This window comes from Roseomonas sp. KE2513 (assembly GCF_016107305.1).
Lineage (GTDB): Bacteria > Pseudomonadota > Alphaproteobacteria > Acetobacterales > Acetobacteraceae > Roseomonas.
The window spans coordinates 1-23402 of the sequence record NZ_RCVR01000044.1; the positions used below are offsets into that span (position 1 = coordinate 1).

The window sequence follows — 23402 nt, forward strand, 5'->3', positions numbered from 1 at the left end:
AGCAGGGGCAGGAAGGGAAGGGGGAGATAAAGCGTCCGCCCCGCCAGCGTGCCCCCGCCGGGTTCCAGAACCTTCGGCCCGGAGCTGACGAAGAAGCCGCCGGTCAGCCCGACCACGACGTTGTCCGGCAGCAGGGCGCCGAGGCGCGCGGCCAGGTCGTCCAGCAGGCGCCACAGGCCCGGCGCCTCCTCGCGCGAAACGGGCCGGCCCATGATCGGCAGCGGGTCGGGCGCGAAGAGGTCCACGGTGCGCCGCAGCTGGAGCACCGCCTTGCCGGCGGTCCAGAGGCTGGCGCCGATCGCGAGGGCCGCGATGCCGAGCAGCTTGGCCCCGCCGGTAGAGAGGCTGTCGGCCTCCAGCAGGGCCGAGGCCTCGAAGGCCACCACCGCGACGGCGCCGATGGCCGCCAGCACGACCTGCGCCCCCATCAGCGGCGGCAGCGCGCGCCGGACGAGCGAGAAGCCGCGCACCAGCGCGTCCCGCGAGCCTCGGCCGGCCCGGCCCAGCAGCAGCGCCGCCAGAAGGGCGAGAACGGACAGCCCGGCGGCGATCCCGGCGCAGGCCATGACGACGGGCGGCAGGTAGCGCCGCAGGCGGGAGAGCGTGAGCGCGCTCTCGGCATCGTCCAGCGCCTCCCGCGCCTGGGCGATGGCGAGAGGGCCGACATAGGTGTGGCCGTTGCGGCGGAACTGCGCGCCGAAGTCGGGGCGGCCGTCGCCGGGGCTCTGGCGGGCTTCCAGCACCGCCACGACCTTGGCCGCACGCGCGCGCTGCAGGGCCATGTCCTCCTCGTCGGACGCGGCGCGCTGGCCCTCCCACACGCCCAGGGCAAGGAAGGCGAGCGGCAGCAGCACGGTGATGGCCAGAAGACGGAGCGTGGCGCGGCCGCGCCGGGGTGCCTCGGAAATCAGCAGGGTCCTCCGCTCCAGCCGGGTCCTGCACGGAGCCCTGGGAGGGTAGGATGGTCGTTCCACCCTGGGAACCGGGGCACCTGGCTTGACCAAGCGGACGTGATCGGGACGATCCTTTTTCATGCAATCGGCAACAATTGTTCTGGCCGTCCTTCTCACCTTGGGTCCGGCGCTGGCGGCAGACTTGCCGCGGGAGGTAGCGGCCTTCGTCGCCCGACGTGACCGCTGCGATCATTTCCGCGGCGAGGACCCGGCTGATCCGGTGCGATCCGCGCAGATCGCCCGCGCGCTGGAGGTGAACTGCCGGGGCACGGATGCTGAGCTGGCCAGGCTCAAGCGCCGGCACGGGGGCGATCCTGCCATCCGCGCCCGGCTCGGGAGGTATGATCCTCAGGTGGAGTGACGCCGCGCGCCTGCCGCGGCCGCGCTGGTCCGACCCACCAGGATACCAGGGCTGAGGCCGGTCCTGGACCTGCCGGCGACAGAAGCTCGAGAGGGCGGCACTTCAGCCGCCGCGGCCGTCCTGGTCGCACCCGACCGAACATGGCTGTCGGGTGGCTGGCAACACGACGCGGAAGGCGGCCCCCCGCTGCCCGTCGAAGGGGCCGGGCGGCGCGAGTTCTAGCGTCCCGCCCGCGCCCGCTACCAGGGATCGCGCGATGGCCAGTCCCAAACCCGTCCCGCCGCGCTCCCGCGCCGTCGTGAAGAAGGGATCGAAGGCGCGCGCCGCGTTCGCGGCCGAAAGGCCGGGGCCGTTGTCGGCCACCAGCATCACGGCCCGGTCTGCCTCCCGCGCGATCCGGATGCTGACCGCGCTGCCCGGCCCCACATGGGCCAGGGTGTTGCCCAGCAGGCTGTCCAGCACCGTCGCCACGGCCTCGGGCGCGGCGGCCGCCTCCGCCTCGCCCTCCACCGAGACGTGCAGCGCGGGCGTGCGCCGCGCCGCCGCCTCGGCCAGGGGACGGAGCATGGCCCGCCCGCCCCCCGCGGCCATGTCCGCGCGCGCGAGGTCGAGCAGTCCGCGCACCAGCCGGTCCAGCCGCGCCACCCCCTCCTCGATGGTCGCGGCAAAGCGCGCCCGTTCCCTGGCCGACATGGACTCGCCGTGCTCGGACAGCAGTTCAGCCGCGCCGCGCATAGCGGCAAGGGGCGTTTTGAACTCGTGGCTGACATGGGCGGCGAGCCCTCGCACGTAGGTGGCCCGGCCCTCCAGCGTCGCCGTCATGCGGGAGATGGCGTCCGACAGTTCCGCGGCCTCGCGCACGGCGCTGCCGGGAACAGGGGGCAGCCGGGCCGTGCCGCCGCCGGCCACCTGCCGCGCGGCCCGCACCACCGCGTCGAGCGGCCGGGTGATGAGGCGTGACGCCAGCGCCGCGAGCGCCGCCACGAGCAGCAGCAGCAGAAGCCCGACCGCCGCGATCTCCGGCACCTTCCCCGTGATGGTCTGCATGACCGTGGCGGGGGTGCGGGAGAGCAGCACGATCGTGTCCACCCGCTCCCCATCCAGCACGGGCATGGCGAGGTGCACGCGAAGCCCCGCGGTCCGGCTGATGCCGTTCGGCACGTCGGTGGCGATCTTCTCCCGCCGGCGCAGCACGGCCGACGGAGTTCCGCCGCGCGCCGCCTCCACCTCCTCCAGCCCTGCCAGCGACAGGCCGGTATCGGTGCCGGTGGAGGCGACCACGACGCCCTGGGGATCGAGCAGGCGCAGCGCGGCGAGCGTCACCGCCTGGGTGTCGCGCAGCACGGGCAGGAGTCGCGCCGCGGCCGCGGCGACCTCGGGCACCGGGGCCGGGCCGGGGCGCGGATCGGGCGCCAGGGGCAGGACAGGGTCGTGCGCGAGATCCAGCCCCCGGCGGCGCGCCGTCTCCAGCGCGCGGGAGGTGAGGCCGTTGGCGAGGCTCTCCCCGGCGATGCCGCGGGCGGCGCGCCAGGTGCCGGCGAGCACCGCGGCCTGCGCGCGCAGCTCCGCCTCGGTCTGGCGCACCAGGGCGCTCTCGTAGAGGCGCAGGGCCCAGAAGCCGGTCAGTGGCAGCGCGAGCACGACGACGTTGCTCAGCAGCAGCAGCGTCCGCAGGCGGGGCCGTCGTAGAAGCGGCGCCGTCAGTCGCACCATCAATCGCAGGGGCCCAGCCGGTATCCGAAGCCGGGCAGCGTTTCCACCGGCGCGGCGCCAAGGGTGACGAACTTGGCGCGCAGGCGGCGGACATGGCTGTCGATGGTGCGGTCGGAGACGACGCGCTCGACCGTGTAGGCGCCGTCCATGAGCGCGTCCCGGTTCAGCACGCGGCCGGGGCGGCGCAGGAGGGTGCGGAGAAGGCCGAACTCGGTGGCGGTCAGGGTCACTTCCCGCCCGTCCCAGGTCACACGGGCCGTGCCGGGGTCGAGCGAGAGGCGGCCGTGCCGCATCACCTCGTCCGCCGGGGCGGGCGGGGCCGGCTGGACAGGGGGCACGGGCGCCCCCCGACGCAGCACGGCGCGGACCCGCGCCACCAGCTCGCGCGGGGAGAAGGGCTTGGTCAGGTAGTCGTCGCCGCCGATCTCCAGCCCCACGATCCGGTCCACCTCGTCGTCGCGGGAGGAGAGGAACAGCACGGGGATGGCGGCCGCCGCGCCACCGGAGGCGCGGAGCGCGCGGCACATCTCGGTGCCGTCCATCTCCGGCAGCATTACGTCCAGCACGACGAGGTCCGGCGATGCCTCGCGCGCCGCGGCCAGGCCGGCGGCGCCGTCCGCCGCCTCCAGCGTGTCGAAGCCAGCGCGGGAGAGGGCGAAGCGGACCACCTCGCGGATCGCCGGGTCGTCGTCCACGATGAGCACGCGCGGCATGGGCCTCTCCTAGGTGGACCGGCCTGCACCGGATTTGCACGCGCCCGGCACCGGCTTTCCCCGCCCGCGCCATCTGCCCGGCACGGGGGACCGCGAGGATGACGGCCTCAACCAGGAAGGCCAAGCCCGTGAGCGACATCCCCGCCTCCACGCCCCAACCCGATTCCCGCCGACCGTTCCGTCTCGGACGCGCGGGCAAGCTCGCGCTCGTGGGCGGCCTGCTTCTCCTCATGCTCGTGCCGCACATGATGATCGAGGCGGTGATCGAGGAGCGCGAATCCTACCAGGAGCAGGTGCGCGAGGGCATCGCACGGAGTTGGGGCCCCGCTCAGTCGGTGCTGGGTCCCCTTCTGGTGGTGCCGACCCGCGCCCCCGCGCAGCGCGCGGCTTATGAGACCGGCCCGCTGCGCTGGGAGCGCGGGGCCGTGGCGGTGCTGCCCGCGCAGCTGCGAGCGGAGGCGAAGCTGGCCCCGGAGCGCCGTCGCCGTGGCCTGTTCGAGGCTGTCATCTACGAGGCGGAAGTTGACCTCACCGCACGCCTCGCCGTCCCGGTGATCAATCCCGAGCCAGGGACGGAGCTGCTGTGGCAGGAGGCATTCCTCGTCACCGGCGCGTCCGACCTGCGGTCCGCCGCGGCGGGAGCGCGGCTCTCGATGGATGGGCGGGAGCTGACCTCCCGAGATGTCCCGGATGCCGGCTGCGTCGGGATGGACCTGACCCGCTGGGATCTGGGCCTGGAGGGGCCGCCCGAGCCCGGCCGCGGCCTCGCCCTGGCCGGAGCGCTGACCCTGCGCGGCACTTCCCGCTTCGGTCTGCTGCCGCTGGCGCGCCGGACGGAGCTGGCGGTCGCGGCGCCCTGGCCGACGCCGAGCTTCACCGGCGCCGGCTTGCCCGTTCGCTCCGACGTGACCGCGTCCGGTTTCACGGCGGAGTGGAGGGAGGGCACGGGCCAGCCGCTCGTGCGCCATCTCGGCGCCGGCTGGTGCAGCCAGCTCGCCGATGACGGCACGCAGGTCGGCGTGGACCTGCTGGAGGCCGTGCCGACCTACCGCATGGTCACGCGCGCCTCGAAATACGCGGCGATGTTCCTCGCGCTTGCTTTCCTCACCTACGTGCTGTTCGAACTGATGGCGGGGGTGCGGATCCATCTCGTGCAGTACGGGCTGCTCGGCCTGTCGGTCGTGCTCTTCCCGCTGCTGCTGCTGGCCTTCGGCGAGCCGCTGGGCTTCGCGGTCGCCTATGTGATCAGCACGGCGGCGGTGGTGGGGCAGGCCTCCGCCTATACGGCGGCGGTGACCCGGCGGGCGGGGCTGGCCGGGCTCTTCGCCGGGGTGCTCGGCGGGCTGTTCGGCTTCCTCTACATCGTGCTGAGCCTTGAGGCCTATGCGTTGCTGGCCGGGAGCGTCGCGCTCTTCGCCGCGCTCTCGGTAGTGATGGCGGTCACCCGCCGCGTGGACTGGTCAGAGACGTGATGGCCCGCTTCCCGGGTGGTCCTGATCGGCCGGGGTGAACCCCGGCCGTGCCTGGCCATTCGGGCCTTCGCTCAGCCCCAAGCCCAGTCCTTGCCGATGACGAATGAGGTGAGCGGCCTCGCGGTCCTGCCGCCGTCCGGCTATGCGGTGCCGCCGATAGCGCCGAACCGCACAAAGACCGCGCGCTTCAAGGTGAAGAAGCCCGACGATCGCGATACCGGCTGCTAGGTGGCCTTCCCTCCGGCGCCGCAGAACAGCCGCTTCTCCCAGCCCGAACTCGACCGGGTCATGCGAGGCAAGGAGTGGCAGGAGACGGCAAGGACGGCCATTGGCGGCCTTTACGACGTGCGGGAGACCGCGGCGATCGATGGGAAGGCCCGCGCTGCCTTCGTCATGGTCGGTGATTTCCAGGATCGGCCCGGCTTGCCGCCGCGGGCGCGGCAGGTCCGCACCCTTTTCGTGATTCAGGAGACGCCGCGCGGCCGTACCTCGACCGTCTGCGCGGGGAGCGGGAGTACTTCGAGACGCGGCCGGCGGAGTTCACGGAGATCGCTACCACTGCGGGGGCGCCCTGAGCCATTTCTGCTCACGCGCCTGTCTTTGTGCTCTTTGCCTGTAGAAGGCTCGTAAATGAAGGTGCTCTGTGCGGCGATCACCCGTCGGGACGCCGCAGCGCATCGCGTCACACATCCCCGTCGCATAACTGCGGGACGAAGAGCCATCCCGCAGCACGAAGTGTCGTCGTCGGACGGTCAACTCGTCAGGTTGAAGACGTAGTCTCCGCTCTGGCCGGAGAAGCCGTAGTAGTTTGGTCCGTTCGGGTCATCGTCGCGGCTCGGGATATGAGCATAGCCCGCGACGGCGAAGTAGTACTGACCCGTCTGCTGCGCTGTGAAGGTGAGCGTCAGGTCGGGAGGGCCCTCGTCCGGGTCGTCCCGCTCGTCATCCCAGTTGACGCCGAGGAAGTGGCCTGAGGCATCGTAGACCGAGATGTTGGTGCGCGGGTCGTTGGCCGGGTCGGTGCTGGTGAAGGCGGTGACGGTCTGGCCCGCGGTGAGAGAGACGCGCCAGATGTCCACATCGTCCGGCAGGTCGAGCGAAGCCGTGGCGGCGAAGCTGCCGTCAGCCAGGTCCGCGGTGCCGATCGTGTTGGCGCCGGTGAAGGTGGCGTCCAGGTCGGGGTTGGAGAGGGAAATGGTCTTGCCGCCATCGAAGACCAACCGCTCGACATTCACCAGGCGGTCCTTCCCGTCCTGGATGTTGTATTCGGATGTGGGCTGGCGCAGGTCCTGGACGGTAGTGACGCCCGTGCTGTTTGTGCTGATCGAGTAATCGGAAACGAGGCCGCGCAACACGACGTAATCGATGCCGCTACCGCCATCAACGGTGTCGTTGCCGCCTCCGCCCCAGATGATGTCTGTACCATCGCCGGCATAGATATTGTCGTTGCCAGCGCCACCATCGATCTCGTCATCACCGGTGCTGCCGGAGAGCTTGTCCTTACCGTCCCCGCCTGAAATTTCATCATCGCCATCACCGCCATCGACTACGTCGTCGCCGATCCAACCGTTGATATTGTCATCCCCCGCATCGCCATAGAGCTTGTCGATGCCCCCGCCGCCAAAGATGTTATCGCGGCCATCGCCGCCATGGATTTCATCACGGCCTGCGTCGAAATTGTAAATGTTCTCGCCTTCGTTGCCGCCGGACAGGAAGTCATCGCCGTCGCCGCCATAGATCTTGTCATCGCCGTAGCCGCCATAGAGGGCATCGCCACCCCCTTCGCCATAGAGGCGGTCATTGCCCGCGCCGCCGGAGAAAAAGTCGCCGCCCCCTCCAGCATAAAGGAGGTCGTTGCCATCAAGCAGGTCGATATAGGTATAGAGATATTCATCGCCGCCGCGGTCAGGGCCATCGCCATAGAAAAGTTTGTCGTTTTTATTGGTGGGCGTGGGCATGGGTTTCCTCGTGTTTTTATTGTTTCGTTTGCGGGGTTTCGCCTCGCCTGCTTGGGTAAGCTGAGCATGCGGCAAACATCGGCGTTGCTCCGCTGCTTTATTTTCAGTAAAAATAATCTCTCGCGCAAATCACCCCAATGTGTGTGATTATAAAGGATTGGTGGGCGCTCCCAGCGAGGCGCGTCCCTGTCACCCCGCGCGCTGCCTTGGTTGAAATGCTGGGCGTAGAGATGCTCGATCCGCTCCGCTTTGGGTATCGGGCGGCCGGATGATGCGCGAGGCATTGCGGCTTTGGTGGGGATCCTGGCGCTTCCGCCTGGCCGGCGCGGCTGGCCGCGGTTCCGCCGAAGGGCTCGGGTCTGCGCGGCAGGTTGGGGCCGCCGCGAACCGCCCTACCCGATGAAGATCCAGTTGTCGTGCGTCTGCGCTGCCGTGTGGGCGCGGTTCTCCTCGCTGTCGGCGAAGCCGATCAGCACGTTAGCCAGCGGCGTGCCGCGGTCGAGTTCCGCCGTCCAGTAGCTCTTTCCCGATGCCTCGCCCGCGCGGCCGAGCACGTTTTGATAGAGCTTGTCCACGATCGCGGCGTTGTTCGCCCCTGCATAGAGGCTCTTGAATTCGTTGCTGAGGGTGAAGTTCCGGGCGACCTCGAGGGGCGTGGCGCCGGCGTTCAGCTCCTTGGTCCAGTAGTCGAGGCCCGGCTGGTCCGGGGCGCGGGCGAAGGCGGCGGTGTAGAGGCGATAGGCCTCCGAGAGGTTCCTGTCGCCGGCCTGCGACGCCGTGTTCCTGACGTTCTCGATGCTCTCCGAGAAGCCGAGCAGGACATCCGCCTTGGAGGCGCCGCCGTTCAGCTGGTTCGCCCAGTAGGCCACGCCGCTCGCCTCGCCCTCCCGCCCGAGGACGTTGCGGTAGAATTCCTGCACCACCTTCTGGTTCGACAGGCCGGCATAATGGGCCTGGAACTCGGCGGAGGCGGTGAAGCTCCGCGCGATGCTGGCCAGCGTGTCGTGGTACACGTCCATCCGCTGCGTCCAGTAGGCCTGGCCGGCGAGGTCGGGCAGGCGGTCGAAGGCCGCCTGGTAGAGGCGGTAGACATCCCCGCCGGCGCCTGTCGTATCGAAGAGGCCGACGCCGTCGGTGAAGACGAAGACGCTGGCGGCGGTTTCCCGCCCGCCGTCGCGACCCGCGACCCCGTCGCTGATGAAGGCATGTCCCTTCTCGGTCCGGTAGAGCGTGTACTGGTCGTGCGTGCCGAGCAGCCCGGCCTGCCCTGCCGCGACCGCGGGACGATCGTCGTTGAGGATGGTGCCAGAGGCCTTCAGGGCCGAGGGCAGGCTCGCCCCCGTGAGGGTGAGGGTGAAGCCCTCGTCGCGCTCCACCGTTTTGTCGCCGCGGACGCCGAGGCTGATGAGCTTCGAGGTCTCGCCCGCGAGAAAGCTGACGGTTCCACCGAGGCTCACGAAGTCCGCGGCATTGGCTGGGCGCGCGCCGCTGCCCGCGACCGTGTAGCCGAGGGTGTCGGCCGAGAGGGATCCGCCGCTGCGGCTGGCGGTGAAGGTGAAGAGCGTAGTGCCGGAGCTTCCCTCTGCCTTCACCGCAGAAAGGGCCGAGAGGGAATAGGTGGAGGGTGTCGGCGCTGTCGTCGGTGTCCGGGCCGCGTCGTCGTTGAGGATGGTGCCGGTCGCCGTCGCCTGGGCGATGCTGGTGGCCAGGGAGCCCGCGATGGTGACGGTGAAGCCCTCGTTCGCCTCGGCCAGGATATCGCCGCGGACGCCGACGGTGATCACCTTCGAGGCCTCGCCCGCAAGGAAGCTCACCGTGCCGGTAAGGCCGGCGAAGTCCTGGGCGTCGGCCGGGCTCGCGCCGCTCCCGGCGATGCCGTAGCTGAGCGCCTCGCTGCCGAGCACGTCGCCGGTCCGGCTGACGGTGAAGGTAAAGGGCGTGGTGCCGCTGTCGCCCTCCGCCTTCGCCGCGCTCAGGGCGGCGATAGAATAGGTGGTGGGCGTGGGCGCTGCGAAGAGAAGCACGGGATCGCTGCCAAGCGAGCCCGGCATCACGTCCAGGAGGCGGGGCTGGGCCGTGCCGTCGGTGACGAAGATCTCGGTGCCGTTGGACGCTGTGGTGGCGGTGAAGAACAGCTTGTCCGCGACGACGGTGAGACCGGTGGTGGCGGATCCGGCCGTGCCCGCGTTCACGTCGAAGACGCGAGTGGCGGTGCCGTCGGTCACCACCAGCTCGGTGCCGTGCGTGCCGTTATTCGCCACGAAGGCGAGCCTGCCGCCGAAGACGGTGAGCTGCGCCGGAAGGCTGGAGCCCGGGCCGGGCAGGACGTCCACCACGCGCGGCGGGGCGGTGCCGTCGGTGACGAAGACCTCGGTGCCGTTGGCCGCCGTGTTGGCGGTGAAGAAGAGCTTGTCCCCGACCACTGTGAGATTGGCGAGGGAGGAGCCGGCCGCGCCGGCGTTCACGTCGAAGACGGTGGTGGTGGTGCCGTCGGTGAGGACGAGCTCCGCGCCGCGCGTGCCGTCGGTCGCTACGAAGGCGAGCTTGCTGCCGAAGACGGTGAACCCACCCGGCGCGCTCGTCGTGCTTCCGGGGAAAATGTCGATGGCGCGCGGCTGGGCCGTGCCGTCGGTGACGAAGACCTCGGTGCCGTTGGCCGCCGTCGTGGCCGTGAAGAACAGCTTGCCTCCGATGGCCATGAGGTTGGTGGGAGAGGAGCCGGCCGCGCCCGTGTTCACGTCGAAGACGGTGGTGGTGGTGCCGTCCGTGACGACGAGCTCCGCGCCGCGCGTGCCGTCGCTGGCGGCATAGGCGAGCCTGTTGCCGAAGGCGGTGAACTGGAAGGGCAGGCTGGAGCCGGAGCCGGGAAGGACATCGATCACGCGCGGCTGGCTGATCCCGTCGGTCACGAAGACCTCGGCGCCGCTGGCCAGGGTAGTCGCGATGAGGAACAGCTTGTCGCCGACAACGGCGAGGCTGGCGGGGGATGAGCCCGTCGCGCCCGCGGCGATGTTAAAGACACTGGTGACGGTACCGTCGGTGATCACGAGTTCCAGGCCGTGCGTGCCGTCGTTGGCGACATAGGCGAGCTTGCCGCCGAAGGCGGTGAGCTGCATCGGCGTGCTCGTGGCGGGACCGGGGAAGAGGTCTACGATGCGCGGTTGGGTGGTGCCGTCGGTGACGAAGACCTCCGTGCCGCCGGCCGCCGTGGTGGCCGTGAAGAACAGCCTGTCGCCCACGGGTGTGAGGTTGGTGGGGGAAGAGCTGAGCGAATCCGGATTGATGTCGAAGAAGTTAGTGGTCGTGCCATCCGTGACGACGAGCTCGGTGCCGCGCGCTCTGTCGGTCGCGACATAGGCGAGCTTGTTGCCGAAGACAGTGAGCTGGCCGGGCTGGCTGGAGCCGGAGCCGGGAAGGGCATCGATGACGCGCGGCTGGGCCGTGCCATCGGTGACGAAGACCTCGGTCCCGTTGGCCGCCGTGGTGGCGGTGAAGAAGAGGTTGAGGCCGATAAGGGTGAAGTTCCCGGGGTTCGAGTCCGCCGCGCCCGTGTTGAGGTCGAAGACGCTGGTGGTGGTCCCGTCGGTGACGGCGAGTTCCACGCCATGCGTGCCGTCACTCGCGCGAAAGTAGAGCTTTCCCATCGACCAGGCCTTTTTGTACCGAAATCGATACAAATCGAACATCTTGCTGCGAGGCAATGGCTCGGCACGTGAAATCGAGGAGGTGGTGCCTGGAAGCAATGATTGGCGGGTGGGGGATGGAACCGGAACACAATCGCAGGTTGCGCAGCGTCTTATTATTCCGATTTCGGGTTGAATTGCGCGACTGCTGAAGGGTTACGCCTATCCCTTTTCCACCCAATCCCCACCGCGCCCCGCCCGGTTGCGCGCAGCCTTGGCGCCCGGCGGTGCCGGCGCTAGACCGGCCAGCGCCCATGTCAGACCCTGCCCTCACCGATCCGTCCGTCGTCAACCCCGCCGCCCTCGTCGCAGCCCGGGCGGAGATCGACGCGATCGATGACGCCTTGCACGACCTGCTGATGCGCCGCGCCTCGCTCTCTGCCGCACTGGCGGCGCAGGGAATGAAGGCGGGCGGCGCCAGCTTCCGGCCGGGGCGGGAGGCGATGATCCTCCGCCGCCTCCTCGGCCGCCACGCCGGCCCCCTGCCGCGCGGCGCCGTGGTGCGGCTTTGGCGGGAGATGATCGCTTCCTCCCTCCGCCAGCAGTCGGATTTCACCGTCGCGGTCCTCGCCGGGGCGGAGACGCTGGCGCGGGGGCATTTCGGGCTGGACACGCCGCTGCGCGCCCATGCCACGCCGGCCCTGGCCCTGGCCGCCCTCGCGGCCGGAGAGGCGACGGTGGCGGTGCTGCCCTCGCCGGCGGATGGCGAGGCGCCGGAGGCCGCCTGGTGGACCTCGCTCGACACCCCGCGCCTCCAGGTGGTGGCGGCGCTGCCCTTCCTCATGCAGCCCGGCCAGTCCTTCCCGAGCGCAATGGTCGTGGCCCTCTTCGGCGCCGACGCCACCCCGCGCGACCGCGGCTTGCTGCGGCTGGAGCGCTCGCCCGGCACCTCGCGCGCCGCCCTGGTCGAGGTCTTGGAGGGGGCCGGGCTGCCGCCCTTGCGGCTGGTCTTCGCGGCCGGCGGGCTGCGCGCGCTGGCCGAGGTGAAGGGGCTCGTCCTCCCGGAGGATCCGCGCCTCGCCGTCCTATCCCCCCTTCGCGCCACCCCGGTCGGGGGCTATGCCGAGCCGGAGCCGGACGGCCCTCGCGTGCGAGGCGAGTCCGGCTGACGCGGCGAGCCGCCGCCTTCTCACAGGGGGTTTCCCCCATCCCGTCGGAGTGACGACGACCATGCCCGTGATGCCCCGCCCCTCCATCCTCTCGGTCGAGCCCTATGTGGGCGGTGAATCGAAGGTTCCGGGCGTGAACCGGATCGTGAAGCTCTCCTCGAACGAGGGGGCCTTCGGACCGCCGCCGGCCGCCATCGCCGCCATCGCCGAGGCCGGGCGGGAGGCGCATCGCTATCCCGACGGGGGCGCGACCGCCCTGCGCGAGGCGATCGGGCGCCACCACGGGCTCGATCCCGCGCGCATCGTCACCGGCAACGGCTCGGACGAGCTGCTCGCCCTTCTCATCCTCGCCTATGGCGGGGAGGGGACGGAGCTGGTCATGTCCGCCCACGGCTTCCTCATGTACGACCTGACCGGGCGCTGGGCCGGCTGCCGTGTCATCAAGGTGCCCGAGAAGAACCTGATAGCGGACGTGGACGGGCTGATCGCCGCCTGCGGGCCGCGCACGCGCCTCGTCATCCTCGCCAACCCGAACAACCCGACCGGCGCGCTGCTGCCGCAGTCCGAGGTGAACCGGCTGCGCGCGGGCCTGCGCGAGGACATCGTGCTGATCCTCGACAGCGCCTATGCCGAGTACGTGCAGGACCCCGACTACGACCCCGGCCAGGCGCTGGTGGATGCGGGTTCCAACACGGTGATGACGCGCACCTTCAGCAAGGTCTGGGGCCTCGGCGGCATCCGTCTGGGCTGGGCCTATGGCCCCGCCGAGATCATCGACGTGCTGAACCGCGTGCGCGGGCCCTTCAACGTCTCCGCCACCGCCATGGCCGCCGGCATTGCGGCGCTTTCCGAGCCCGATTGGGTGGCGAAGAGCGTGGCGCACAACGCCGCCTGGCGCGCCCGCCTCACGGAGGGGCTGACGGCGCTCGGGCTGCGCGTGCACCCGAGCCAGGGCAACTTCCTGCTCGTCGATTTCGGCTCGGCCGATGCGGCAAAGGCCGCCGACGCGCATCTGCGCGGGCGGGGGCTGATCGTGCGCGGCGTGGCCGTCTACGGCCTGCCGACCTGCCTGCGTATCACCGTCGGCACGGCGGAGGAGTGCGGGATGGTACTCGAGGCTCTCGCGGGGGCGGACAGCCCGGTCGGCCGAAGCGCAGCCCATGCCTGAGCAGCCGCTCTTCAGGCGCCTCTGCATCATCGGGCCGGGGCTGGTCGGCTCCTCCATCCTGCGCCTCGCGCGGGAGAGGGGCGACATCGCCGGGCACCTCGTTGCCAGTGCCCGCAGCGAGCACACGCTGGAGCGGGTGCGGGCGCTGGGCATCGCGGACACTGTCGAGGCCGATCCGGCCAAGGCGGTGGAGGGCTGCGACGCGGTGATCCTCTGCGTGCCCGTCGGCGCCTATGCCGGGGTGATGGCGGTGATCGCGCCGCATCTCGCGCCCGGCTGCATCCTCAGCGATGTCGGCTCCACCAAGGGCAGCGTGCTGCGCGACCTTGCGCCGCTGCTGCCCGAGGGCGTGCACCTCGTTCCCGCACACCCAATGGCCGGCACCGAGCATTCCGGACCGGACGCGGGCTTCGCCACGCTCTTCAAGGGGCGCTGGTGCATCATCACGCCGCCGCCCGGCACCGATCCCGACGCCGTCGCGCGCCTGCGCAGCCTGTGGGAGCGCGCGGGATCGATGATCGAGACGATGGACGCGGTGACCCACGACAAGGTGGTGGCCGTCGTCTCCCACCTGCCGCACCTCATCGCCTTCACCATCTGCGGCACGGCGGACGATCTGGCGCAGGAGACGCGGGAGGCGGTGCTGCGCTTCGCAGCCTCGGGCTTCCGCGACTTCACGCGCATCGCGGCGAGCGACGTGGACATGTGGCGCGACATCTTCCTCAACAACCGCGAGGCGGTGCTGGAGATGCTCGCCCGCCTGACCGAGGATGCCCAGGCTTTCGGCCGCGCCATTCGCTGGGGCGAGGCCGGCTTCATCGAGGACCGGATCCGCCGCGGGCGGAAGATCCGGCGCTCGCTGATCGAGTTGAATCAGGCCTGAAGAAGCGGCCACTCGTGCGGCTCGTTCCGGGCATCCACCGGAACGGGCAGCGCGCTCATCGCCCCCTGAAAGCCGGCCTGCAGCGCCGAGGAAAGGCCTTGCTGCTCGCCCGACCCGACGGCGCAGGTCTCGGCGCTGAGGGCGAGCGGCCCCGCCAGCCGGTCGCGCGCCTCCAGCAGGGCCTTCACCGCCTCTTCCCAGTCCATGCCGGGATCAATCACGTCCATCAGGGCAAGCTGGAAAGCGCGATGAAGGGCAGCGCAGGGAGTGGCCAAGGGGAACTCGCTTCTGGTCGATGCGGCGAATCACTTCGGGCCGGAAGCTGCCAGGGCCCCAGCCACATCGCCAACATATGATCAAAAACTTGTGATTAGAAGAGTTGCTTAAGAATTTGTGCGCCTCGGACAGGCGGGTTTCGCCAGCTGTAGTAAAGGAGCCGCCCTCCCGCCCCAAGGACAGGAGGGCGGCCGCGCGGGTCAGGCCGTGAACTTCACCCGCTCGTTCTCGCCGCCCTTCGGCGGCTGCCCCGTGACGGTCGCCTTCACGTAGCCGAAGGCGTGCAGCAGGGTAGAGGAGGGGCTGTCCCAGTACTCGGCGCCCGTCATCTCGACCGCGATCAAGGCAATGTGCGGGTCCTCCGCGCCCTGCGGGAACCAGGTCTTCATCGACTCCTGCCAGTACTCCTTCTGCTTCGCGACATCGCGGACGACCCGCGCGGTGCCGGAGACGGAGACGTAGTTCTGGCTCGACGGATCGGAGTAGGAGAGCAGCACGCGGTTGTTGCGGTTGATCTCCTCGGTCTTCTCGGTGCCGTTGCCGGAGAAGAACCACAGGGTCTTGCCATCCGGGTCGAGCCCGGCGGCCACCATCGGGCGCCCGCGCAGCTTGTCGCCGTCGCCATGGGTCACGAGCACGGCCGTCTTCACGTCCTTGATCATCTCGCGAACCTTCTCGCGCTGCTCGTGCTCGGTCTTCGCCTCGGCCATGGGGCTCTCCTGCTTCCTGCGGAACAGGCCATGGAACGACGACGGGCGGGCGCGGTTGCCCGCCCCTTGCGGGCGCTCGCCGCGCCCCTCACCCTGCCGCGGACATGAGCCATCCCGACCTTTACCTCGCGCGCGACGCGGGGATCGCGACGCTGACCATCGACCGTCCGTCCCGCCGCAACGCCCTCACCCTGCCCATGTGGAGGGCGGTGGCTGGCCTGTTCGAGGACCTCTCCGCCGACACATCGCTCCGCTGCGTCATCCTGCGCGGCGCGGGGGAGGAGGCCTTCTCCGCCGGGGCGGACATCACGGCCTTCGCGACGGAGCGCGGCACGGAAGCGCGGGAGCGCGCCTATAACGATGCCCTCGTCGCCGCCTTCCTCTCGATCGAGCGCTGCGTCCATCCCGTGGTCGCCGCCCTCTCCGGCCATGCCCTCGGCGGCGGCTGCGGCCTGGCGCTGATGTGCGACTTCCGCGTGGGCGGGCCCGGCACGCGCATGGGCATTCCCGCACGCAACCTCGGCCTCTTCTATCCTCACGAAGGCCTGGACGCCCTGCTTCGCATCGCCGGCGAGGCGGTGGCGATGGAAATGCTCGTCGAAGGCCGCACCTACACGGGGGAGGAAGCCCTCGACCGCCGTCTCCTCACGCGCCTCGTGCCCGACGAGGCTGTGCAGGCCGAGGCCCATGCCCTTGCCACCCGCGTGGCCGAAGGCGCGCCGCTGGCCAACCGCTTCCACAAGCGCGCCCTTCGCGCCCTCCGCGGGCCCCTGCCGATCAGCGACACCGACCGCGCCGAACTCGATGCCTTTCCGCGCAGCGCGGACTTCCTGGAGGCGGTGAAGGCGTTTGGCGAGAAGCGGCGGCCGGTGTTTCGGGGGGAGTAGAACTGGAGAGGGCGCTGCCCTCTCCAGACCTCACCCGCCAAGGGCCTGAGGCCCTTGGATCCCCACCTGGCTGTTGCGGAACCTTCCCCAACGTGCCGTCGCCTCGGGTCCATGGCCCGAGGCGCACTGGCCGCCAAGTAGTTCCAAATTCAAAGAAAAAGATGATGGTGAGGGGTCCGGGGAGAGGAAGAATTCCTTCTTCCTCTTCCCGGAGTCACACGCGTCGGCCGGTCAGAACAAGCCGGCGCCATGGCCAGGATGGCCTACCCCCGCCAGCGTGCCCGTGTTCGCCAGAGGTGCCAGGCGTAGATTGCCGCCGCCGCCCCGATCACGGCCGTGCCGAGCGGTTCCATCCAGTGTCCGATGCGTTCCCACTGGCCCTGCAGCAGCCAGCCCGCGGTCATGAGGAACCCCGTCCAGAGGCAGGTGCCGAGGGTGGTGGCCGCGTAGAACACGCCGCGGTTCATCCGCACGAGCCCGGCGGGCACGGAGATGAGGGTGCGCGGCCCTGGCAGGCAGCGGCACAAGAGCACGGCCGGGACGCCCCAACGGACGAGCAGGGCGCTCGCCTCCCGCACGTCCTCGCCGATGATGCCGAGGTAGCGGCCCCAGCGATCGGCGGCGCGCTCGATGCGCGACTGGCCGACGTGGCGGGCTGCCTCGTACCAGACGGCGTTGCCCAGGAGCGCCCCGGCATTGCCCGCAACGAAGACGGAAAGGGCGTCCATCTTGCCCTCGGCGGCGGCAAAGCCGGCCACGGGCATGATCGCCTCCGACGGGATGGGCGGGAAGATGTTCTCGGCGAACATCAGCAGGAAGATGCCAAAGGTCCCGGTCGCGGCCAGGATGTCGGTGACGAGCTCCATCATCGGTTCAGGGCACCCGGAACAGCACGATCGCGACCCGGCGGCCACGGACGTAGTTGAACCCTTCCACCCGCCCAACGGCGAACTGGCGCAGGCCGAGCGCCGCGAGGGCGGCCTCGAAGCGCGATTCCTCGCGGCTTTCAACGGCCACCACCCGGCCGGGTCCCCCGGCCAGGAAGCGCGCGGCCTCCGTCCCGTCCTTGAGCAGGTGCGTCGCGGTGCCGGTCTCGAAGACGACGGAGGGCTCGTGGTAGCCGGTGATGCCGAAGCGCTCCGCCGGCACGCCTTCCGCCGCGACCATGGCGGCCACGCGGTGGGAGACCCAGGGGGCGGTCAGCCGCGGCAGCACGCCCTCGAGCACCACCCCGTAGAGCGGCACGGCGAGGATCGCGGCCGAGAGGCCGGCACGCGCCCAGGCCCCCTGCCGCGCCGCCCGTACTACCGCCCAGAGGGGAAGCGCGGCGAAGGGGAGGGCCAGCAGGCTGACGGGGTTCAGCCGGCCGTCCGCGGCGAGTGGCAGCCCCACCGCCAACCCGGCCAGACCGATCGCCGTGCCGAAGAGCGCGGCCCAGCCGAGCCAGGTCAGCCAGCGCGGGGCCCGGCGGCGCAGTGGGTCGCAGGCCCAGGCGGCGCCCAGCAGCAGCAGGGCGGGATAGGCGGGCAGAACGTAGTGGGGCAGCTTCGTCGCCACCGCCTCGAACAGAAGCCAGGTGGGCGCGGCCCAGGCGAGGAGGAAGCGCGTTCCCGGCCGCATCCTGGCCGCCCAGGCATGGGGCAGGCCGCGCAGCACAATGAAGGCGCCGGGGAAGGCCGCGATGCCGAAGGTCAGCAGGTAGTAGCCGGGCGGGCCCCAGTGCGCCTCCTCGCCGGAGCCGACCTTGTTCAGCATGTCGTCGCCCAGCGCCTGGGAGAAGAAGCGCCCCTCCGTCGCGATGCCGATGGCGACGAGCCAGGGCAAGGCGCAGGCGATCATCAGCGGGATTCCCCAGGCCGGGCGCAGGGCGCGCAGCCAGGGCATGCCGGCGCGCCAGCCGCGATCGGCGACATAGAGGGTCAGGCCCGCCAGCAGGGGCACCATGGGCGTGATCGGGCCTTTGAGCAGCACCCCCGCGCCGAGGGCAAGCCAGAAGCCGAGCGCCGCGCGGGCGGAGAAGCCGGCGGGCGAGAGATAGGCGCGGCCCATTAGCCCCATGGCGGCCACGACGCTCGCAAGCAGGGCAGCATCGGTCTTGGCGATGTGGGTTTCCGCCACCAGCAGCAGGGAGGCTGCCAGCAGCGCCGCCGCGAGGAAGGCCGCGCGCCGCCCGACCAGCCCGCGGCCGAGGGAGAAGGTGGCGAGCACCGCCAGCCAGGCCCCGAGCGCCGCCGCCAGCCGGTAGCTGCCGATCCAGCCCCGCGCGGGCAGGCCCGTGGCTTCCATCCCGAGGACGATGCCCGCCTGCACCCAGTGGATGCCGACGGGCTTCTTGTTGCGCTCCACCTCACCGTTGCGGATGCGGACATAGTCGCCGCTCTCGACCATCTGGCGGCTCGCCTGGGCGAAGCGAGATTCGTCGCGGTCCCCGGCCGGCAGGGAGAAGAGGCCGGGTGCCCAGAGCAGGAGGCAGAGGAGGGAGAGCCAGAGCCGCGGCCGCCGCGTCTCCGGCAGGCGGTCCAGGGCGCCGGTGAGGGAGGGGAGGGGGGCCATGGCCCGGCGCCTTACCGAGGGTGCCGGGGGGTGTCGAGGCCCCATCGAACATCCGGCCTCCTGGAACGTTGGGAGGGGGATGGAAGAGGTACCCACCATGTCCGACAGCCCCGAGATCACCCCGCCCGATCCCTCCCCCGCGCCGGGGCCCGCGCCCGGTCCGGAGAACCCGGTGCCCGAGCCCACGGTCGTGCCGCCGGCACCCGGACCCGAGATCCCCGCCCCTGGACCGGACATGCCGGAACCGGGACCGGTCGGACCCGACATCACGCCGATCGGGCCGGGGCCGGGGGGAATGCCACCCGCGGTGATGTAGCGCGGCTGGGAGGTGGGGAAGCCCCCTGGAGGGCTGCCGGAGACCGCTCCGGGGCCCTCGCCGCCGGGCGCTCCCCGCCGATCCGTCGAAAGGGGGTTTCGCACCCCGGGGGCACCGCCCACCTTGGCGGGGTGGCGGCCGAGGCCGCCCCCGCCAAGGATGCCCGCATGAACGTCTCGCTCGACCCCTCCCAGATGAAGTTCGGCATCGGCCAGCCCGTCTCCCGCAAGGAGGATCCGGTGCTGCTGCGGGGCGAGGGGCGCTACAGCGACGACCTTTCCCTGCCCGGCCAGGCCCATGCCGTGATGGTCCGCAGCCCCTTCGCCCACGGGACGATCCGCGGCATCGACACCGAGGCGGCGCGCGCCATGCCGGGGGTGCTGGCCATCGTCACCGGGGCGGACCTCGAGGCGGCGGGCATCGGCCCCATGTCGCTCACCGTCGGCCAGAAGAACCGCGACGGCAGCCCGCCCCATCTTCCCCGCCAGCCCGTGCTGACCACGGACAAGGTGCGCTTCGTCGGCGACCCCGTGGCGATGGTGGTGGCCGAGACCCCGAAGGAGGCGCGCGACGCGGCCGAGGCGGTGGTGCTCGACGTCGATCCCCTGCCGGCCGTGACCGAGGCGCGGGAGGCCGCCGAGCCCGGCGCGCCCCAGTTGCACGAGGCCGTGCCCGGCAACCTCGTGGTCGATTTCCACTACGGCGACGCCGAGGCGGTGGCGGCGGCCTTCGCGCGCGCGGCCCATGTCGTGCGCCTGCCCATCCGCAACAGCCGCGTCGTCGTCTCGCCCCTGGAGCCGCGCTCGGCCATCGGCAGCTTCGAGGAGGGGCGCTACGTGCTGCGCGCCGGCAGCCAGGGCGTCTTCGGGATGCGCGGCGGCCTCGCCAAGGTGATGGGCGTGGAACTCGAGGGCGTGCGGATGCTCACCGGCAATGTCGGCGGCTCCTTCGGCATGAAGGCGAGCGTCTATCCCGAGTATCCGGCCCTGCTCTTCGCCGCCCGCAGTCTCGGTCGGCCCGTGAAGTGGACGGACAGCCGCTCGGAGAGCTTCCTCTCCGACAGCCATGGCCGCGACCACGACATGCTCGGCGAACTGGCCCTCGACGCCGAGGGTCATTTCCTCGCCGTGCGCATGACCGGCTTCGGCAATCTCGGCGCCTATCTCTCCAACGCGACGACGCTGCCCTCCACCATGAACACGGTGAAGAACGTCATCGGCGTCTATCGCACGCCGCTGCTGGAGGTCTCGACGCGCTGCGTCTTCACCAACACCACGCCCGTTGGCGCCTATCGCGGCGCAGGACGCCCCGAGGGCAACTACTACATGGAGCGCATGGTGGACACCGCCGCGCGCGAGATGGGCATCGACCGGGTTGAGCTGCGCCGGCGCAACCACATCCGCGCCGACCAGATCCCCTACGACGCCCCCTCCGGCATGCACTACGACAGCGGCGACTTCCCCGCGATCCTGGAGGAGGCGCTGGCCGCGGCCGACTGGGACGGCTTCCCCGCGCGCCGTGCCGAGGCGCGCCGCCGCGGCCGGCTGCGCGGCATCGGCATCGGGCATTACCTCGAGGTGACGGCGCCGCCGTCCAAGGAGATGGGCGGCATCCGCTTCGACGAGGACGGGGGCGTGACGATCCTCACCGGCACGCTCGACTACGGCCAGGGCCATGCCTCGCCCTTCGCGCAGGTGCTGGTGGACCGCCTCGGCATTCCCTTCGACCGCATCCGGCTGGTGCAGGGCGACAGCGACCTGCTGATCGCGGGCGGCGGCACGGGCGGCTCGCGCTCGATGATGGCGAGCGGAACGGCCATCTCCGCCGCAAGCGCCCAGGTGATCGAGCGCGGGCGGAAGCTGGCGGCGCATGTGCTGGAAGCCTCGGCGGAGGACATCGAGTTTTCCTCGGGGCGCTTCACCATCGCCGGCACCGATCGCGGCATCGGGCTGCTGGAACTCGCGGCCCAGCTCCGCACCATGCCCGCCCCGCCGGAGGGGGTGCCGGACACGCTCGATGTCTCCACCACCGAGCAGTACGAGGACAGCGCCTTCCCGAATGGCTGCCACGTGGCCGAGGTGGAGATCGACCCCGAGACGGGCGAGACCGAGGTGGTCAGCTACGTTACCGTTAACGACTTCGGCACGCTGGTGAACCCGATGCTCGTCGCGGGACAGGCGCATGGCGGGATCGTGCAGGGCATCGGCCAGGCACTGACCGAGCACACCGCCTACGACCCGGATGGGCAGCTCCTCAGCGGTTCCTACATGGATTACGGCCTGCCGCGGGCCGAGCACGCGCCGGCCTTCGGCTTCGCCAGCCACCCCGTGCCCGCGCGCACCAACGTGCTGGGCGCCAAGGGCTGCGGCGAGGCCGGCTGCGCGGGCGCGCTGCCCTCGGTCATGAACGCCGTCGTGGACGCGCTGGCCGAGCGCGGCATCGCCCATGTGGACATGCCCGCGACGCCGCTGAAGGTCTGGCGCCTGCTCAACGAGGGGGTGGCGGCGTGATCGTCCTCGTCACCGGCGCGACCTCCGGCTTCGGGGCGGCGACCGCGCGCCGCTTCGCCGAGGACGGGGCGCGCATCGTCGCGGTCGGGCGGCGCGCGGAGCGGCTCGACGCACTGCGCGGCGAGATCGGCGCGGACAAGGTGCTGCCCGTCGTGCTCGACGTGCGGGACCGCTCGGCCGTGGCCGCGTCCATCGGCGGCCTGCCCGCCGAGTGGTCCGCGATCGACGTGCTGGTCAACAACGCCGGCCTCGCCCGCGGCCTCGGCCCCGCGCAGGAGGCCGAGCTGGACGACTGGGACGCGATGATCGACACCAATGTGAAGGGGCTGGTTTACCTCACCCGCGCCGTCCTTCCCGGGATGGTGGAGCGCGGGCGGGGCCACATCGTCAACATCGGCTCCACCGCCGCCGAGTTCCCCTATCCCGGCGGCAATGTCTACGGCGGCACCAAGGCCTTCGTGCGCCAGTTCAGCCTCAACCTGCGCGCCGACCTCTACGGCACGCCGGTGCGGGTGACGGATATCGAGCCGGGCCTGGTGGGCGGCACCGAGTTCAGCAACGTGCGCTTCGGCGACGACGCCAAGGCCGCCGCCGTCTACGAGGGCGCCGACGCGCTGACGCCCGAGGACATCGCGGACGCCATCCACTGGGTGGCCTCCCGCCCGGCGCGGGTGAACGTGAACACCCTGCAGGTCATGCCGGTGGCGCAGAGCTTCGGGCCGCTGCGGGTGCACAAGCCGGGCCGGGGTTAGCGGCCTGCGGGGGGGGACCTCGCGCCCCCCCCCCCGTAACCCTCCGACACAGTCCTTGATTTCGACGCGGCGGCCGGATTGGGCTAAGGCCCCGCCCCATGCCGCAAGACACACCCGCCCCCATCGGTCTTTTCGACGTCCGCGCCCAGCAGGCGCTGATCCGGCCGGAGATCGACCGCCGCATCGCGGCCGTCCTCGATTCCGGCCGCTTCGTCATGGGGCCGGAGGTGGAGGAGCTGGAGCGCGCCCTGGCCGGTTTCGCCGGGGTGGGCCACTGCGTCGCCGTCTCCTCCGGCACCGACGCTCTGCAGATCGCCATGATGGCCGAGGGGATCGGTCGCGGGGACGCGGTGTTCCTGCCCGCCTTCACCTATACCGCAACGGCCGAGGTGCCGCTGGTGCTCGGCGCCACCCCCGTTTTCGTGGACGTGGACCCGAACACCTTCAACATCGACATCGCCGACCTGAAGCGCCGCATCGCCCTGGTGAAGGCGGAAGGGAAGCTGCGCCCGCGCGCCGTGGTGGGCGTGGACCTCTTCGGCCTGCCGGCGGACTGGCGGGCGATTGAGGCGATCTGCGCGGAGGAGGGGATGTTCGCCCTCGACGACGCCGCCCAGGCCTTCGGGGGCGCGCTGGAGGGCCGCCGGCTGGGCGGATGGGCGGGCGCGGCCGCGCTGTCCTTCTATCCCACCAAGACGCTCGGCTGTTACGGCGATGGCGGCGCGCTGCTGACCGACAGTGCGGAGAAGGCCGAGCTCTACCGCTCCCTCCGCACCCACGGGGAGGGCAAGACCCGCTACGAGGTGATGCGGACCGGCATGAACGGCCGCCTCGACACGATCCAGGCCGCCATCCTGCTCTGCAAGCTGCCGCTGATGGAGGGCGAGCTGGCCGCGCGCGCCCGCATCGCCGCCGCCTATGACGCGGCGATCGCCGGGCGCGTGCAGACCCCGGTGCGGGCCGCGGGCTACGATAGCGCCTACGGCCTCTACTCGGTGCTGGTGGCCGATGAGGCGCAGCGGGCGCGCGTGCAGGAGGCCTGCAAGGCCCGCGGCGTGCCGACCGCCATCTACTACCCCCTGCCGCTGCACCATCAGCCCGCCTATCGCGAGGCCCATGCCGGTGCGATCCGCCAGGCGCCGCCGCTGCCGGTCAGCGAGATGCTGTGCAAGCGCATCCTGGCCCTGCCCATGCACCCCTATCTCGACGAGGGGCAGGTGGAGCGGGTGACGGAGGCGGTGCTCGCGGGACTCTGAGGGGCCGGTGCTTGTGGCTCCCGGAGAGGGCTCTGCCCTCTCCGGATCTCGCCCGCCAAGGCCTGAGGCCCTTGGATTCCCGTCTGGCTGTCGCGAAGCCTTCCTGACGGTGTCGTCGCCTCGGGTCCA

Annotated in this window: 18 protein-coding genes and 1 pseudogene; 10 read left to right on the plus strand and 9 right to left on the minus strand. The window is 71.1% G+C overall.

Going from position 1 to position 23402, the window contains the following annotated elements:
• Window positions 1-974 (minus strand): annotated as a pseudogene (locus tag D9599_RS25825) (hypothetical protein); the annotation flags it as partial.
• A gap of 58 nt (window positions 975-1032) precedes the next feature.
• On the opposite strand from D9599_RS25825, the gene D9599_RS25830 reads away from it, so the two are divergent.
• The gene (locus D9599_RS25830) at window positions 1033-1314 is read left to right on the plus strand and encodes a hypothetical protein (RefSeq protein ID WP_198384178.1); all 282 of its coding nucleotides are present in this window, start codon (window positions 1033-1035) and stop codon (window positions 1312-1314) included.
• A 102-nt stretch (window positions 1315-1416) separates the two neighbouring features.
• Here the strand turns inward: D9599_RS25830 and D9599_RS25835 are convergent, their stop codons facing one another.
• Both D9599_RS25835 and D9599_RS25840 read right to left on the minus strand, forming a co-directional pair.
• Complete coding sequence (locus D9599_RS25835; protein WP_198384179.1) at window positions 1417-3027, minus strand: HAMP domain-containing sensor histidine kinase; 1611 nt, start codon at window positions 3025-3027, stop codon at window positions 1417-1419.
• Complete coding sequence (locus tag D9599_RS25840) at window positions 3027-3740, minus strand: response regulator transcription factor (RefSeq protein ID WP_198384180.1); 714 nt, start codon at window positions 3738-3740, stop codon at window positions 3027-3029. Before D9599_RS25840 ends, D9599_RS25835 begins: the two co-directional genes overlap by 1 nt.
• A 128-nt stretch (window positions 3741-3868) precedes the next feature.
• Between D9599_RS25840 and creD the strand changes: the two genes are divergently transcribed.
• Window positions 3869-5212: a cell envelope integrity protein CreD gene (gene creD / locus D9599_RS25845; protein WP_198384181.1), complete on the plus strand. Its 1344-nt coding sequence runs from the start codon at window positions 3869-3871 to the stop codon at window positions 5210-5212.
• A 752-nt stretch (window positions 5213-5964) separates the two neighbouring features.
• Here creD and D9599_RS25850 read toward each other — a convergent pair.
• Both D9599_RS25850 and D9599_RS25855 read right to left on the minus strand, forming a co-directional pair.
• Window positions 5965-7170, minus strand: coding sequence for a calcium-binding protein (locus D9599_RS25850; protein ID WP_198384182.1), 1206 nt, complete (start codon window positions 7168-7170; stop codon window positions 5965-5967).
• Between the two features lie 392 nt (window positions 7171-7562).
• Window positions 7563-10814: a DUF4214 domain-containing protein gene (locus tag D9599_RS25855; RefSeq protein ID WP_198384183.1), complete on the minus strand. Its 3252-nt coding sequence runs from the start codon at window positions 10812-10814 to the stop codon at window positions 7563-7565.
• 293 nt (window positions 10815-11107) lie between these two features.
• Between D9599_RS25855 and D9599_RS25860 the strand changes: the two genes are divergently transcribed.
• From D9599_RS25860 to D9599_RS25870, 3 genes are all read left to right on the plus strand, one after another.
• Window positions 11108-11962 carry a chorismate mutase gene (locus tag D9599_RS25860; protein WP_198384184.1) on the plus strand — a complete coding sequence of 285 codons (855 nt, stop codon included), beginning with the start codon at window positions 11108-11110 and terminating at the stop codon, window positions 11960-11962.
• Window positions 11963-12023: 61 nt separating this feature from the next.
• Window positions 12024-13130, plus strand: a complete 1107-nt coding sequence (hisC, locus tag D9599_RS25865) for a histidinol-phosphate transaminase (RefSeq protein WP_198384185.1) — start codon at window positions 12024-12026, stop codon at window positions 13128-13130.
• Window positions 13123-14013, plus strand: a complete 891-nt coding sequence (locus tag D9599_RS25870) for a prephenate/arogenate dehydrogenase family protein (RefSeq protein ID WP_198384186.1) — start codon at window positions 13123-13125, stop codon at window positions 14011-14013. Before hisC ends, D9599_RS25870 begins: the two co-directional genes overlap by 8 nt.
• On the opposite strand, the gene D9599_RS25875 is transcribed toward D9599_RS25870, so the two are convergent.
• Together D9599_RS25875 and D9599_RS25880 are read right to left on the minus strand one after the other, a co-directional pair.
• On the minus strand, window positions 14004-14288 hold the full coding sequence (locus D9599_RS25875; RefSeq protein WP_198384187.1) for a hypothetical protein: 285 nt from the start codon (window positions 14286-14288) through the stop codon (window positions 14004-14006). The two genes, D9599_RS25870 and D9599_RS25875, sit on opposite strands and share 10 nt — an antisense overlap.
• A gap of 201 nt (window positions 14289-14489) precedes the next feature.
• A complete protein-coding gene (locus tag D9599_RS25880) occupies window positions 14490-14999 on the minus strand; it encodes a pyridoxamine 5'-phosphate oxidase family protein (RefSeq protein WP_198384188.1) in 510 nt (169 codons plus the stop codon).
• Between the two features lie 104 nt (window positions 15000-15103).
• Here D9599_RS25880 and D9599_RS25885 point away from each other — a divergent pair, with 104 nt between their 5' ends.
• Entirely contained in the window at window positions 15104-15886 is a 783-nt protein-coding gene (locus D9599_RS25885) for an enoyl-CoA hydratase/isomerase family protein (protein WP_198384189.1), read from the plus strand.
• Between the two features lie 263 nt (window positions 15887-16149).
• Here D9599_RS25885 and D9599_RS25890 read toward each other — a convergent pair whose 3' ends face one another.
• Both D9599_RS25890 and D9599_RS25895 read right to left on the minus strand, forming a co-directional pair.
• On the minus strand, window positions 16150-16755 hold the full coding sequence (locus tag D9599_RS25890; protein WP_198384190.1) for a DedA family protein: 606 nt from the start codon (window positions 16753-16755) through the stop codon (window positions 16150-16152).
• Window positions 16756-16759: 4 nt separating this feature from the next.
• Window positions 16760-18439 (minus strand): glycosyltransferase family 39 protein, encoded by a 1680-nt coding sequence (locus tag D9599_RS25895; RefSeq protein ID WP_198384191.1) that lies wholly within the window; start codon window positions 18437-18439, stop codon window positions 16760-16762.
• 97 nt (window positions 18440-18536) lie between these two features.
• On the opposite strand from D9599_RS25895, the gene D9599_RS25900 reads away from it, so the two are divergent.
• From D9599_RS25900 to D9599_RS25915, 4 genes are all read left to right on the plus strand, one after another.
• A complete protein-coding gene (locus D9599_RS25900; RefSeq protein ID WP_052401445.1) occupies window positions 18537-18755 on the plus strand; it encodes a hypothetical protein in 219 nt (72 codons plus the stop codon).
• Between the two features lie 167 nt (window positions 18756-18922).
• Complete coding sequence (locus D9599_RS25905; protein ID WP_198384192.1) at window positions 18923-21265, plus strand: xanthine dehydrogenase family protein molybdopterin-binding subunit; 2343 nt, start codon at window positions 18923-18925, stop codon at window positions 21263-21265.
• A complete protein-coding gene (locus tag D9599_RS25910; protein WP_198384193.1) occupies window positions 21262-22017 on the plus strand; it encodes an SDR family oxidoreductase in 756 nt (251 codons plus the stop codon). Before D9599_RS25905 ends, D9599_RS25910 begins: the two co-directional genes overlap by 4 nt.
• A 98-nt stretch (window positions 22018-22115) precedes the next feature.
• Complete coding sequence (locus D9599_RS25915; RefSeq protein ID WP_198384194.1) at window positions 22116-23273, plus strand: DegT/DnrJ/EryC1/StrS aminotransferase family protein; 1158 nt, start codon at window positions 22116-22118, stop codon at window positions 23271-23273.
• Window positions 23274-23402 lie beyond the last annotated feature (129 nt).

Excerpts from the sequence above, each read along its gene's own strand:
- D9599_RS25830 (WP_198384178.1), top strand. The coding sequence starts at position 1,033 with ATGCAATCGGCAACAATTGTTCTGGCCGTCCTTCTCACCTTGGGTCCG.
- D9599_RS25835 (WP_198384179.1), bottom strand. The coding sequence starts at position 3,027 with ATGGTGCGACTGACGGCGCCGCTTCTACGACGGCCCCGCCTGCGGACG.
- D9599_RS25840 (WP_198384180.1), bottom strand. The coding sequence starts at position 3,740 with ATGCCGCGCGTGCTCATCGTGGACGACGACCCGGCGATCCGCGAGGTG.
- D9599_RS25850 (WP_198384182.1), bottom strand. The coding sequence starts at position 7,170 with ATGCCCACGCCCACCAATAAAAACGACAAACTTTTCTATGGCGATGGC.
- D9599_RS25855 (WP_198384183.1), bottom strand. The coding sequence starts at position 10,814 with ATGGGAAAGCTCTACTTTCGCGCGAGTGACGGCACGCATGGCGTGGAA.
- D9599_RS25860 (WP_198384184.1), top strand. The coding sequence starts at position 11,108 with ATGTCAGACCCTGCCCTCACCGATCCGTCCGTCGTCAACCCCGCCGCC.
- hisC (WP_198384185.1), top strand. The coding sequence starts at position 12,024 with ATGCCCGTGATGCCCCGCCCCTCCATCCTCTCGGTCGAGCCCTATGTG.
- D9599_RS25870 (WP_198384186.1), top strand. The coding sequence starts at position 13,123 with ATGCCTGAGCAGCCGCTCTTCAGGCGCCTCTGCATCATCGGGCCGGGG.
- D9599_RS25880 (WP_198384188.1), bottom strand. The coding sequence starts at position 14,999 with ATGGCCGAGGCGAAGACCGAGCACGAGCAGCGCGAGAAGGTTCGCGAG.
- D9599_RS25885 (WP_198384189.1), top strand. The coding sequence starts at position 15,104 with ATGAGCCATCCCGACCTTTACCTCGCGCGCGACGCGGGGATCGCGACG.
- D9599_RS25890 (WP_198384190.1), bottom strand. The coding sequence starts at position 16,755 with ATGATGGAGCTCGTCACCGACATCCTGGCCGCGACCGGGACCTTTGGC.
- D9599_RS25895 (WP_198384191.1), bottom strand. The coding sequence starts at position 18,439 with ATGGCCCCCCTCCCCTCCCTCACCGGCGCCCTGGACCGCCTGCCGGAG.
- D9599_RS25900 (WP_052401445.1), top strand. The coding sequence starts at position 18,537 with ATGTCCGACAGCCCCGAGATCACCCCGCCCGATCCCTCCCCCGCGCCG.
- D9599_RS25905 (WP_198384192.1), top strand. The coding sequence starts at position 18,923 with ATGAACGTCTCGCTCGACCCCTCCCAGATGAAGTTCGGCATCGGCCAG.
- D9599_RS25915 (WP_198384194.1), top strand. The coding sequence starts at position 22,116 with ATGCCGCAAGACACACCCGCCCCCATCGGTCTTTTCGACGTCCGCGCC.